Source organism: Pantoea sp. GD03673 (assembly GCF_029844725.1).
Taxonomy (GTDB): domain Bacteria; phylum Pseudomonadota; class Gammaproteobacteria; order Enterobacterales; family Enterobacteriaceae; genus Pantoea.
In genome coordinates this window covers 1-13858 of sequence record NZ_JAOCKJ010000012.1, presented here as the reverse complement: position 1 = coordinate 13858, position 13858 = coordinate 1, and the positions used below count along the sequence as shown (strand labels likewise).

Genomic DNA, 13858 nt, shown 5'->3' with positions numbered 1-13858 from the left:
TTATCCTTACGCAAAGCCTGCTGTATACCAGCCACCGTTAATACAGTACTGAACACATCGCGCCGTCACGACGTCGATATATTGGTCCTGGTTGTCGTTCCTGGCAGACGTTATAACGTAGCCGCTCTCTTCAGAAATACCGGGGCCGTTCCAGGTTGATCCTTGCTTAAAACCGGCAAATCTGACGGCACTAACATATCGTGCTGCGATGTAGTTATTGATAAATCCGCCCCAAACCGGACCATAGATATTGCCATCCGCATGCATGACCGACTGACCATTACCGGAATACACCACATTACCGGCGTAAAGATTTCCAGCAGCACTAACATTTCCTCGTGCTGAAAAGTGGCCACCTACAATATCGCCACCAGCATTGATATTTCCATTTGCGGAAAAGCTAGCGCCTACGTTGACGTTATGGTTCATAAGAACGTCGCCATTGGTGCCATTAAAGCTGAACGGCCTTAGAGTATTAAATCCCCCATCCGGATCATTCTGGTTTGTGACCAGCATGTAATAGTTTGAGCCATCAAACCGGTGCAGCATTCCGATGCCTTTGCCACCAACCGGACGCATGCGGAAATCCGGGTCTTCTTGAACTATTTTTCCGTATACATAAAGTTTGTTCGTGGTAAAGCGGGCCGTTTTAACGTTGTTTGTATAAACATCTAACGTTCCATCATCAGGACATAATAAACCTGTATCGGAGTCGCCAATATTGATCGAGCCATGACTATCAGCAAAAGAACCTGTCCCGATATTTCCGATGCTTATATGTGTTGTTGTAAATAGTCGGCCTCCGACAAAGGTATCACTCTCAAAGTGCGCATCTTTATCAACAACAAGTGACCCAACTAAATGCGACGCTGCATTGATATTGAGATGACCGGCAACGATATTCATTGTTGCCTGCCCCGAAGCAGTTGCATCAGTCGGATCGACCAGAATACGGGCGTCGTAGTCATTCATCTGTGCAATTGATGAATTGAAGTCGATATACGGATTTGCTGAAATTATGCTGACCTGGCTTCTGAACTCCGCAGCGTTGGAAGCCCTGAATAAATCGCTGACTTCCAGCCCACCTTTTACCGACAACGCGACATAACTGGCCGGAAGGGCTGTATCCACTCCGCCAATGATCGTCTGTCCGCGCAGATAGTTTGGTGCCGTTCCCTGCATATACAGGTTCCACCGATTTAATCCTGCGCGTTGCGTCATCATCCCTTCAAATGCATAGGCCGCTTTAATGCTGAGATTGGCTTTATCAAACACGCGGAAAGACGACATTAGCCCTACGGTGGCATTGGCGTTAACAACTGTGCTGTTACCCCAAAACTCGACAACTTCAGGCAAATTTTGTCCGGTGTTTCCGTCACCTACTGACATTTCGACACCAAAACCAATGCCACGGACTGTCGCGTCTGCACCGAGATTAGTGTAAGCCATTGCAGCAATCTGGGTGGTTCCTGTCAGATTACCTTTGCCCGGTGCTGTGCTTCCAATCGTCAGCATGCGTCCAGTGCTGTCACTGCTACCGCCAAGTGCTAGATGCCCTTTGTCGCTGAAGAGCGCGATATTCTGGTTCCACGTTACGCCATTATTCCGGTTATCCACATCGAGACGCAGGCTACTGCCCTCGCCTCTCAGGCGGAAGCCCGCTGCATCTGCGTCGCGATCGATAAAAGAGATTGTAGGCGCAAAGCTGTTAACAGTGATCCCCTGGGTGCCGTCACTGCTGCTGCCCGTCACCACCAGCGCGGCATTGGTCAGATCGCCTACCGCTGTTGCCCCCTTCGCAAGCACGTTTACCGGCCCGGTAAAGTCAGCGCCCCTGTTTACCGTAAGGTTGCCACCGACAACCGCGCTGTTCAGGAAGTTCATTGTCGAAACGTTGGTTTCGCCCGTACCGTCGCCTGACAGGGTGAGCCATGTACTCGTGATTGAGTTACCCCAGGTAACGGCATCGTTACTGTCCCTGGACTGGCCGAAATACCAGTGCAGCGTGTCATCTGACTTTTTGCCGCGCAGATAGTAGGCTTTGTCTTTGGTTTTGGGCTTCAGCTGCAGCGTAGTTGCGTCAGCGGCAAAGAGTCCAGCACCATCCGACGACAGGCCTCCACCACCGGTGATAGCCAGTCCGCCAGCCCCCTGCAGTGTGGCTAAGCCGTCTCCGCCGTTTAGAGCGAGACGTGCGGTAATTGCGCCGGTAGACGAGCGCGCATCTACCACAATTTTTCCGCCGCCATGCGTCATGTTTGTAGTGGTAATGCCACCGAGGATCCTGCCGCTCCAGGCATCACCACTTAATGCCGCAACCCGACCAACAATCTGCATCACGTCCGTTTCATACGTCGGCGGCTTATCACCCAGCTGATCGGTCCGTAAAAACGTCATCGACGGAACTGAAGGTTCAGAACGAATCACACCAATACGATATCCGGCACTGATTTGAGAGCCAACTTCCAGATTTTTTGAGACTGTCAGCTTTGGCGTATTGATGCTGGATAGCTGGCTGGTGCTGGTAATATCGTTGTTATCACCTGCCTGTGCCGCGCCCGCTTTTACCAGATCGGCAAGAGTCATGCTGGCGCTGTCCATCATCTTTCGCCAGCCGTTCTGATCCGCTCCTACTGTCAGCCCGGACCACGCCCAGTCGCCTGAAACTTTAGCTGCAATACGCAGATACATTACGCCACCCTGCGCCGCCAGCAGCTGCACCAGTGACGCGTCAGCATCATATTTCCGGCGCATGTTGAATAGCTGGCCACGCAGCGTCTGCGTGGTTTTGCCAAAATCAATCGGGCCATCACTGAAGGTGCCGCTCAGTGTCCAGAAGGCATTTTGCTCCGTCACAGACACGTCAGCCAGTAAGGTGATTTTGCTGTCCAGTACCAGCGACGGCGCACCCAGGCCAAACGCACCCACGGCCATCAGCGCACCTGCCGTCATATCCAGCGGGTTTTTCTGCTGATCCGCCTGCGCGGCGGTACCGAGATCGAGATTTTCACGCGCCTCCTGCACGTCCGGCAGATCAGCCAGATTCTCACTGGCAACCAGCTGCTTATCGTTGACCAGCTGATCCAGCTCGATGTTTTTACGGAACATCGCTTTGTCGTGAATATCCGAGCCGTTATTGGCAATGACCATGTTGTTATCAATCATGCCTTTAAGGATTTTCAGCCCCTTAAGGTTAGCCGCAATCAGCTCATCGTCGCTGGTGTAAATCGAATCCAGCGTGATACCGACCTGCCGGTTGATACGGTAGTTGGTGACGATCATCGCCTGTGTAACTTGCGTGGTACCGGTTGGTACCAGTACGCGGCAGAGTTCCAGCTGGTTCGGCATCAGCGCAACTGAGATATCCTGCGCAAAGACGCGTGCGGCCTCAACTGTTGAGGTGATATCTACCTGATCTGTCTTCACTCCCAGCTTGTAGTTTGCTTCCAGCACGATACGGGTAGTTTTGCCCGCCACGACTGGCAACGTCAGATCGGCCAAGTGCTGCACGGTGATCTGGTGCGCGTTTACGTCGATTGAGGCCGCGCCCTGCCCACCTTCCGCCTCTTTGGAGGTAACGACGACATTCAGACCGGAACCGGCAACCGGCGCAAAGCCCAGGTAAAAGCCGGATCGCACTATGCCCTTCAGTTTGCGGTTTAACGCGGAACTGGTATAGGTCTCCAGGTACTGCATATCCGCCGACAGCGGCGCGGTGCCATACGCTTTCCCCGCCATAACGCCGATATCGGTAATTTCATTACTGCTCATGTGCGCTACGCCGTTTTCTGTTCGATGGTGACGATAAGACGGTAGGCCTTACCACGGAATACGGTGTCCTGCTGCAGGCACAGCACGGCAAAGGCGTTGCCGTCTGCGTCCACCAGCGTCAGCGTATTGAGGTCATAGGCTTTGCCTTCCGGAAGAATGGCTTCATCCAGCTGAATGGTGATCGAGATATCCGCGCCGGTGCTGGTGAGAACCAGAGGCGTTTCAGTGAATTTACCGGTCAGGTTGTCGTTGCTGAACGTGGAGGGAATATCCGCGATGTTCCAGCCGCCAGCGGCGTTACTGCTTACCAGCGTGGACTTACCCCAGTAGGCTTTCACCATCTGGAATCGGGATCCTTTACCGATAGAGGATTCAGCGCGACGGATGTAGTAGTAATCCAGCAGCTTCGCTTTAAACAGCTTGCTGCTGACAGAGATAGTATCAGCCATAAAAAAGCCTCTCAGAGTTAAGAGGCCAGAGGGTATGGAGTTTGTAAAATCCGATGGTCAACTACGCGACAAATTGCTCATAAAAAAGCGTGGCGATCGTGCTGGTGCCATTGCCGTCGTCGGGCAGTGCCAGGACAAACTCCGGCGTCCCGTCAAAGGGAAACGCCATTGTCACGCTACTTCCGTCCGTACCGGTTGCTGTGACGCCCTGGCTATCGCCCTTCTGAATGGCAATGTACTGCACGCCACCTTCGGTGAATAACCGGGCGCGGCTGTCAGTGGCAGCGCTGGCAATATCAATGGGTGCTGGCGCTGCGTCCGGCCTGGCGCGGTAGTCATTCGTCCAGGCATCAGCGGCAAACATGTCGTAGCGTTCGCAGCGCCTTACCTGCCGCAGTGGCACTGCGGGAATATCAAACTGCTGCTGTGTGGCCATGTGCAGATTTTTGATCTCAGACTGGAGATCCGCGAATGACAATTTAGCCTGATAGTCGATACCGGCGCTCATAAGCGTGATGCTCTCAGCGTCGGCGCTCATCTCAAACGAGATAAAGAGCGCTAAGCCGTCAAACACGATGTGAAGCGGTAGCAGCGGCGCAATGATCCGGTCAAACTGTGTCAGCAGCTTCTGTACGGCTAAATCCTGCTCCATATAGCCATACCGCTCATACAGCTCATTCAGCGCCACCGAGATTTGCGCCCGTGACGTCAGGAAGAACTCGCCATACTTCTCTTCTGCAATCGCCAGACCTTCTTTTGTGGTAAAGAAAGTGCCATAGGGTGCCAGCTCCTGATCCACAGGCGCATACAGCTCCTGCCAGCTGACCGGCAGGTTATCGAACTCGCGCCAGAAAGTTGAAGTGATCGGCTTATCGGTGCCTTTAAAATGCACTTCGTCCAGGCGCTGCGCCAGCAGCACGGGCCTGCTGGTGTCCGTGGTCTCCGCCACGATAAAGAAGCGGCCATATTCACTCATGCGCAGCGTCAGATCGTCCTTGTCCATCGTGTAGTAGCTTTTGCGGTTAGTAATACGCTCCAGAATCGGCTCTACCGTGTCCTCAAAAATATCCTGTAGCGCGTTAGCAAACCCCGACCACAACTCAGAGCCCTGTTTTTCCTTCGTAAGACGGTCTTTTACCCAGTTTCTGATCATGGCCGTGCCTTACAGGTAGTTAATATCAAACGTGGAGTTAGCCACATCGAGATAGATAAAATCATTCAGCTGCAGGGCCGTTTTCATATCGTGCGGGGTCAGCTCATAGGAGATAAACAGGTTCAGCTCCTCAATCACGCGCCACAGGTCTTTCACCTGCACCTGTGAGAAATGCTTACCGGCTGCAACGCCATTCTGATCGCTGTCGCCAAACGTTGTGGCATCGCGTCCGAAACGAGCCTCAAGCGCCTCCTGAACGGCTTTCTTTGCGTCTGACAGAATGACGTTCTTCTTCGCCAGCGCGGTCAGTGAGATCGTAAATGGCTCCTCCTGTGTCGGGACGTAGCGGAATTTTTTGTTGATCTCATTGGGAATAGCCTTGATAGCCGTCATGATCATGGTCTCAAGCTCAGCCTGCGTGTAGCCCGGTTTATGCCCGCAAAAGAAGATCGTGTTGATGTTGCTCAGTGACTTAATGCCGGTTGAAATCTCCTGCTCCTGCTCACCCCAGGCACTGATCCAGGACATACCCGGCACTGCACGATTCAGGAAGTACTTATAGTCACCACCCCAGACTACCTGCTCGTCATACGCCACGTAGTACTGCGCCCGGTTGCGCGTTTCCTCCGTGCTTTCGAAGCCGCTGCCGCCCGTGATTGGCGTCATGGTCACAACCTCAATCTTGCTGTTCATGTCGGCAATGTTGCCTGCAGGTGTCAGCTTCTGGCCCTGCGTCAGTGTGGTGTCGCCACGGCTGCACCACACATCCAGATCGACCTTACTGCCGGTCTTCGGCATCTTGCCGATCGCACCGTCACCAAAGCGCACGCCCAGCTGCTCAGACGGCTTGTAAACCAGCACGTAATGTTGGCTGGACCCACGGGATAGACGAAACAGCGGGTTATTTTCCCATAGCGATTTGTTCTCGTTTTCCGTCACAAACACATCCATCGAGACGGTTTCCTCCGTGATGTCACGTGGCAGCATTACCGTGTAAAACGGCGCTTCGGCGTCGATCGCGGATGACACGTTGACGTGTTCCATCTGGCGGACGTCGTTCACAACGATGCTGCCGCCAGCAGGGATGATCACCACGTCAGTTGTAACGTAGGGCAGCTGCGCATTGGACAGAAATTCCGCATAAATTGGCAGCTGAATGACTTCATCCGTTTTGTTGGTGATCTTCACACTGCCCCATGACGGCGTGATTAAATGGCCGAGATAGTTGCGATCTTCGGCTGCGGCCAGAATGCTTGAGCGCTTCGTTGCTGTGGAGATAAACCCCTCCGTCAGGCCGCGCTCAGCGGTAGTCTGCGCGGCGTAGATAATTTGCGCCCCAAACACAGCCATCATCTGAATGAACTGGCTGTTGGTGAATTTTCTCCACCAGCTGTTGGCCTGCAGCTGGCCGTTAAACTTTTCCAGTAATTCCTGAATACTCACAATTTACCCCGGTTAACTTTTGTTCATGGACACGGCCAGCGGGCCGTAAGATGTGATAAAGGTGATCTGCCACGTATCGACGTTTTGCGGCGCGCAGCGGATAGCTCGTAGCCCCAGCCCTGGCAGATCGATACGCAGCTTTTTAATCAGTGCGGCCTCAATAGCGACTTCGGTTAAATGGCCGGTCTCAGAGCCGACTGGCTCATGTTTGTAGTCCTGCATGGTGTTACCCCATCCGGGTAGGCCGTAAACGCTGCCCTGCGGCGTCCTCAGCCATTCCTCAAGCCGGGCAAGCCAGGCGTCTGACTCCCCGGCTTTCACCACTACCCCGCCCTGATCTACGCGCATCAGGCAGTCAATTTCGTTTTGCATGTGTTAGTCCTGCAGGAGTTCGTTGAGCGCCGGGTCGTTGATGCTCAGGGTTGATGACGTGCGGGGAGCCGGTTGCGCCGTGTTGACCACTTTGTCCGGCGCGGTATCGCTTTTCTTCTTCGTGACGCCCAGTAGTGCCTCCAGCTGGGTGCGCATGCCTTTCAGCTCTTTGAGCATGTCCTGATCGTGACTGTTGGCGTCACCGCTCATCATCGGACGCATGCCGCTGCGCGGGAGATCGGTCACATTCTGGATTTGCGCCGGGTGATTCAGCAGAGGCTGCTGTACAGGCCTTGTCTGCGCCGCACTGGCGCCGCTCAGGTATGACTTCCCGGCGCTGGCCAGCGATTCAGTGCCACTGTCGAGCCAGCCGCCAGCCTTGCTTGTAAGCGGTGCAATGGCACGGAGCACGCCGGGATCGGTAATGCCTGCCTGGTCCAGCACGCTGCTGATCATGTCATTGCCGCTGAAGCCACCCAGCGTCTGACTGAATGTGTCACTGATGGCGGGCATGATCGAAGCGCTGACGGCGTTCACTCCGTCCCTTGCACCGCCCAGCATGCGATCAAACAGGCCGCTGGACTCCGGTGCGGCGGCGGGTGTCCGGGTGCTGGCCACAGTAATCGGTGCATCAGAGGTTGCAGAGCCTGGACGGGCTCGCACGCTGCCGGTCGAGACGTGAGATACAGCAGCGGGACGTGAGCGGCTGGCAATCTGATCGGGCGCCAGCGCGGCCAGCTGGAGGCCCGCGGGAAGAGATTCACCACCAGGCAGGGACAGGCCGCTGGTAGGGCGTTTGCGGGACATACCGGCCACGCCCAGGGATTCAGTTGCGCCCTGCACTTTCCCGTCAGCCCACTCATTCAGGGCTTTGACCTGCCCCCATGCGCCTGCTCCAGCGTGTTTGATCTTGTCCGCCGCGCCGTTAGCCGGCTTATCCTTACCGGCTTCTTTTGCTGCAGCAACCTGCGAGGCCGTGGGCGCTGCCGGGGCCACTGCTGGCGATGCTGCAGGCGCTGGCACGGGTGCAGGTACGGGTGCGGGAATAGCAGCCGGTGCGGCGGCGGCGGCCCCTGCGCCAGCCGTCAGCTTCACTTTGTCGCCAGCAGAATAGAGTGAGTCCACCGCAATGGGTGCCTGGTCCTGCTTCGCACGCGCTTCATTCACCGACTTAAGGGATTCGTCACTGAATTTCCCGCCGACCCACTTGCCATTTTCATTGTGGCCGATGGCGTTCATCATGAAGTCGTTCGTGACCTGCGGGTTGCCGCCTTCGATGGTGGCAATGCCACGCATCATCTGCGTCATGACTTTAGGATCTTTGAGGTCCAGCTGCTGATCGCCACGCACGCCCAGCTTTTTCGAGAGTGAGTCCACGTACTGTGACGTGTTGTTTTCACTCTCCGGCGCGTACAGCTTGATGATGTCCTGCACGGTATTCAGCTTCTTGTAACCAGCTGCTTTAGAGGTGCCTTCTGAATAACTTGTCAGCTGATTCGCCAGCGCCCTGAATCCTTCTTCTGGCGTGTTGAACTTAGCGAACCGGGCCTCACCTTTACTGTTTTTGGCCTCCAGGCTTGCGCCCTCCTGTCCCACATAATTCAGGTTGCCAAAGTTGTTGTTACGGAAGGATCGAACCTTCGCATTTGCGCCGCCCACATTGAGATCTGCGCCGATGCTGTTTTGCGCCACATCGGCATAATCAGCGGCGTTTTTGCCCTGCGTACCTACGCCGTCCTCGCCCCACTCGCCACCCTGCAGCTGTGTACCGAGACGATTTATAGCCGTGACGGTTTTCGTGGTGCCATCGGTGATCGCCTTCGTCTGCTCCGCGCTGGTGCCGGTCAGCTTGTCATAGACGCCTGATGCGCTGGTTGAGAAGGCGCTGAACAAGTCGCCTACTTTGCTCAGCCCCGAATCCAGCCCCTTCGCAATGTCACTGGTGTCAAAGGTCAGTGACTTCGCCACGCCGTCCATACCCAATGCTGACGCTCCGGACGCCAGTAGCCCGGACGCGCCGGATACCAGCCCGCCCATGTTCAGCACATTTGCTGCGGTGTACTCGCCCTTATGTCTGCCGCTGACGGTAGCGCCTTCTTTAAGGCCAAAGGCCCTCTGCTGCCCCGCTGTGTCGTTGTAGCCTTCGTATGCGTCCATGCCAGCGCCGAGCACGGTTCCGACCAGCGGAATCGCTTTAAGAGCCGTTTTACCGGCGAGTTTACCGGCCACTTTCAGCCCGCCTTTTTCTGCGGTCTTCTCCGCTGCGGCTTCCGTGGTTTTTTCAGCGACTTTTATCCCACCTTTTGCAGCGGTTTTCTCTGCTGCAGCCTGTGTGGCTTTTTCACCTGCTTTAGTCGTTTCACTGCCCGCCATGCTGCCTGCGGCTATCGTTGCACCGGCTGCAGCCGTCGTTGCTGCTACGCCACCAATCGTTGCCGCTTTTTTGCCCCCTTTAAGAACGCTCAGCGCTTTCGACAGCAGGCTTTTCTTTTTCGGCTTAGGCTTGGGTTTAGAGGCATCGGGCTTGCCTTTGCCGTCCGGCAGCAGATCACTGGCTACGTCAGCAACATCAGCAGCAGTTGAGAGCGCACCGCGTTTACGGCCGCGGCGTTTACGCCTGCCGGGGATCAGCGAATCCATGAACCCGCCAGCTACTTTCCCCGACGCATGCGACAGCTTCTTAACTTCCTCCCGCACATCGTCCAGGGCATCCACAATGCGATCGTCATTGGCGGCGATCACTTTGGTCTGTTCCTGCGTTACCTGAATGGCTTTTGCCTGTTGAGCGGATTTAAAGCCATCAGCCGATTTTGGCTTGCCGATCGCTGGTGGCGTTCTGGCTTCGGTTGTCACTGGCGGATGTGTCAACGGAGGCTCAATTTTCAGCGCAGCGTTGCCTTCGGTTTTACCCTGCATGAAGTTTTTCAGCGTCACGACGTTCTTTCCGACTTCGGCGGAAATGTCGTACATGCCTTTACCCATCATCCATAGCGGACCACCAGCAGCCGTTCCAGCAATGTCTGCGCCGGAAGACATACCATCGCTGTTCGTTTCGGTGGCAGATTCCAGCATGCTACTTAGGGAGCGGAAAAATCCCTGCTGCTGTTTTTGCTCAGCGCGCCGCGCATTTTTTTCCTGTGTTGCTGCTGATGCAGCCGCAGAATCACTCCGTGCTGTAAAGCGCCCATTTGAATCACGTCCGCCAGCGCTCACCTTTTTGGTGCCGTTTAAAGATACCTTTTCGCCCTCAATATTCCGTTTTAGTGCTTTATCAGAGTTCTTTTTAAGCCCATAGCCTCCGACAGGAACTAAATTGGCCCCAGCAGATCCTTTTTGTGCCTTATTAAAGGCCTTTTTAGTGCTTTTATTATTACCCCATTCAGTTAAACGAACTGAATTGGATTTTTCTGTCCTGTTTTGGTCCTTAATAAGGCTCTTTTTGTGCCTATTTGGTTCTTTGTCAGAGTGGGGTAGCTTTCTGGTGTTCTCACTATTTTCCGGCTGTACATCATTTTGACCGGCGCTACGACGTGTCAGCGATCGCGTAACAGTCATCCCTGACGCGGCATTATTTCTGTCGGCGGAGGATGGCTGTCTCGTACCTGTGAGCGCATTGCGAATCAGGGTTAACTGTTTTAACTCTGCTTCGCTGGCTTTCTGAATTGCATCAATGATGCGGGCCTGATCCTGCTGCTTCATCATTCCGACCTGCTGTTAGTCTTTCTCATTTGCTCTGTGAGCGTGTTATTCATCTGAATGGCGCGCCATAACGGCAGTGCGTCAACGTCACCGACTGGCTGGCGTGCGGTCAGCGTCAGGTTGTCAATGATGGTTAGCCATCCATTGAGGTGAAAATCGTGGAACAAAAAATCCAGAGCGAAATGGGATAAACAGTTGAGTGGTATTCATCTGCTTATCCTCCTTTTCGCAAGCGACGGGCGGGAGCAGAAGCCGGACTTCACCTTGTGTGATTTGCATCAGCAAGCCGTGGCGCAGGTTGCGCTGCATCAGCTGGATATGAGCCACCAGCGGCGCGAACTCGAGATCGGGAACCATGCCTTCCAGAATGTCGAAGCGGCGATTTGCGGCCTCTTCAAAATCAGCTGGATCGTCATCCAGCTCGGTGCAAAGTGCGAACTCTGCAATACGCATGCGCATAATGGCGGTTTCATAATCCGGCGCGTCAGCATCCGGCAGACCAGCGCGCATGCGCTCCAGCATTTCCTGCCCGCGCCCGGTCAAAGGCTTGAGCGTCCAATCAGTAGGTACGCCGTTTACAGGGACATTCACGCGCTCAACGGGCTCGATGGTTAGCAGCTCAACGGTCTCCGCCAGTTCACTCAGATCAAAGTCGTAGGTGTGCAGTTCCTGACAGTGCTCACAGCTATAGTGAAACGCCTCCAGGTTGTCAGCGCGGCTGTTAATCATGATCCACCACAGCGCTGTGCGTCGCTCCTGTGCGGTCCAGTCGCGGCTGTCATTAATCGGACCTTCCTGCAGGGCATTCAGGTATTCCGTAACGCGCCGTTCATCACCCAACACGTCGGGAGAGCAATATTTCAGGGCGTCTTTGATCACCGGCTGTCGGAAGATGATTTCAGTGGCAGGGCGCGACGCCAGCGGCAGTGGAGGGATGATCACAGTGTTGTCCTTCAGAATTTAATGAGGTTTGATGCGGATGATTGAACCTGGTTTGTAATTCCCCCTGTTACTCCTTTCAGCAGTCCGTTTGCGAGACTTCCGGCGCTGGTGTACTTCACAAATGTCACCGGAATGGTGGCAAACTCGCCCACGGCATCGCGGGCGCGGGAGATCTCGCCGATCGTGGTGATAAAGCCTTTCATTTCCTCTTCAAGCGAGGTGCGGCCGTCCTGTGAGACACGGTAGATCCGGATGTTGAGCAGGTAGGCTGGCGGCAGATTAAAGGTGCCGTCTCCGTTATGGATCCGCGCACGGCGCTCCTTAAACTTCTGCAGAATTTCGCCATCCTCGTTATCACGAACGGTCATCGAGACAGAGCCCGCCGTGATGTGAGTGGGCTTCACGAACTCGTTACCGCCGATCAGTTTGCTTTCGGTCTCAACGTTGCCCGTGCTGTAGGTGATATCTTTCACGTACATGTCCACACGGGAGAAGCCGTCTATCTCGATGTTCCACTGCCAGCCCTGCGCGTACCGGATGCGCATAGCCAATTCGAGGATGGTTTTCGCGTTGGCCAGCTCAGGCGGCAGACCGGCATACGATGCGCCGGCGCCGCCGCTCATGGTGGCGGAGGCACGGGACAGGATGTTAGAGATCAGGTTGCTTCCAGCCTGTTTTGCCGTGCTGGCGGCAAAGCCTTTGATGTTCCCGGCCAGACCGTTAAAAAAGCTCATAGCGCCCCCTTACCAGGTGCTCATTGCGGGGATAATTGCCCGACTGGCGGAGATCTGCATTTCCAGATCGGTTTTACGCTGGTGGAGCGTTGCCTCATCTGGCAGAAACGATGCGTCGAACTTACCGGCGATGTGTAAGCGGCGCAGGCGCTCGACATTTGGAATGGCGATCAGCACTTCCAGGTAGTCTTCGAGCAGCCCGGTAATGTCTGCCGGTAGCTGTGTCTCTTCGTAATCGCAGTCACGGATATTGCGGAAGTAGAGCAGGGTAAACGGCCATTTCTCGCGGCCAGTCAGCTCAAGCTCAATGGTTGAATCGTAGGGATCGGCATACACCAGCGCGCCATTGAAATCGTTCACGTTTACCAGTGACAGGTAATCAGACGGAAAAGGGAGGCTTGCGCCCCCCAGTTTCTCAATGCGTTTACGGCCTGGTACACCGGCCCGATCCTGATAGACGCCGAGAGCCTGGCGGAGAAGGCTGGTTAATAACGCCTCTTCATCCACCAGCAGCGTCGTGAAGCGCGCTTTCACGGCTTCAAGCAGTTCGACCGGCGTCATGATTATTCAGCCCAGTTGTAAACAACGCGCAGCGGCAGCTTCACTGCAGCTGTGGTGTCTTCAGAGCCAAAATCGACGGCATCTGAGTACACCTTGCAGTGCAGGTAACTGCGTGTCAGGCCAGCGCTGTCGCCGCCGTTCGACTCTGCTGCTGCAGCAAAGGTGATATCAACGTATTCTTTGTTGAGCACCATCTGGCGCACCGCTGCAAACACGTCACCTTTGATGGTTTCAACGCAGGTCATCTGGAACTCACCAGAGTTTTTCAGGGTGCCATGCTGGTTAAACTTCATGCCACCCGGTGCCACGTCTTCCACGTCCTCGCGGGCCATTTCCGGCAGCTGCGTGGTACGGATCAGGATCGACAGGTTCGGGTAGCCTTTAACGGTCATCCAGTACTCAGAGCCGATAAGTTTTTCGCCCGCGGCAAGGTTCTGGTTAAAGCGCTTTTTCAGAAAGGCGGTATCGGCTTTCGTGTTGGAAAATCCGGACATAATTTGTTCCTCAGATAAACATATATGGAATGTCAGACTGGTTCTGCACGCTCAGGCCGGAGCACTGGAGCGTGACGGTGTTGTGGGTGTAATGCCCTTCGGCAGTGCGGGGTGCGTCCAGCTGGTAGCCGACGCTTCGGATCACCACGTCCATCAGCTTCAGGCGACGGCCAACGTCCATGATCACGGGGAGAGGACGGCGGCCACCCGGCAGCGCAGCGTTCAGTTCAGGGGAGGCCA

10 protein-coding genes and 1 pseudogene are annotated in these 13858 nt (G+C 55.0%); all 11 read right to left on the bottom strand.

Going from position 1 to position 13858, the window contains the following annotated elements; all coding sequences use genetic code 11:
• Positions 1-6: 6 nt before the first annotated feature.
• The gene (locus tag N5J69_RS19500) at positions 7-3501 is read right to left on the bottom strand and encodes a hypothetical protein (RefSeq protein ID WP_279772274.1); all 3495 of its coding nucleotides are present in this window, start codon (positions 3499-3501) and stop codon (positions 7-9) included.
• Positions 3502-3776: 275 nt separating this feature from the next.
• Positions 3777-4220, bottom strand: coding sequence for a hypothetical protein (locus N5J69_RS19495; protein WP_008926981.1), 444 nt, complete (start codon positions 4218-4220; stop codon positions 3777-3779).
• A gap of 61 nt (positions 4221-4281) precedes the next feature.
• Positions 4282-5373, bottom strand: a complete 1092-nt coding sequence (locus N5J69_RS19490; RefSeq protein WP_279772272.1) for a phage tail protein — start codon at positions 5371-5373, stop codon at positions 4282-4284.
• Between the two features lie 9 nt (positions 5374-5382).
• Positions 5383-6816 (bottom strand): baseplate protein, encoded by a 1434-nt coding sequence (locus tag N5J69_RS19485; RefSeq protein ID WP_279772271.1) that lies wholly within the window; start codon positions 6814-6816, stop codon positions 5383-5385.
• Between the two features lie 12 nt (positions 6817-6828).
• Positions 6829-7188: a hypothetical protein gene (locus N5J69_RS19480; protein WP_008926978.1), complete on the bottom strand. Its 360-nt coding sequence runs from the start codon at positions 7186-7188 to the stop codon at positions 6829-6831.
• A 3-nt stretch (positions 7189-7191) separates the two neighbouring features.
• Entirely contained in the window at positions 7192-10260 is a 3069-nt protein-coding gene (locus tag N5J69_RS19475) for a hypothetical protein (RefSeq protein WP_279772270.1), read from the bottom strand.
• Positions 10261-11010: 750 nt separating this feature from the next.
• A complete protein-coding gene (locus N5J69_RS19470) occupies positions 11011-11829 on the bottom strand; it encodes a hypothetical protein (RefSeq protein WP_008927080.1) in 819 nt (272 codons plus the stop codon).
• A gap of 11 nt (positions 11830-11840) precedes the next feature.
• A complete protein-coding gene (locus N5J69_RS19465; RefSeq protein ID WP_008927079.1) occupies positions 11841-12563 on the bottom strand; it encodes a hypothetical protein in 723 nt (240 codons plus the stop codon).
• Positions 12564-12572: 9 nt separating this feature from the next.
• A complete protein-coding gene (locus N5J69_RS19460; RefSeq protein ID WP_031378016.1) occupies positions 12573-13124 on the bottom strand; it encodes a hypothetical protein in 552 nt (183 codons plus the stop codon).
• A gap of 2 nt (positions 13125-13126) precedes the next feature.
• Positions 13127-13618, bottom strand: coding sequence for a hypothetical protein (locus N5J69_RS19455; protein ID WP_008927077.1), 492 nt, complete (start codon positions 13616-13618; stop codon positions 13127-13129).
• 10 nt (positions 13619-13628) lie between these two features.
• Positions 13629-13858 (bottom strand): annotated as a pseudogene (locus tag N5J69_RS19450) (hypothetical protein); the annotation flags it as partial.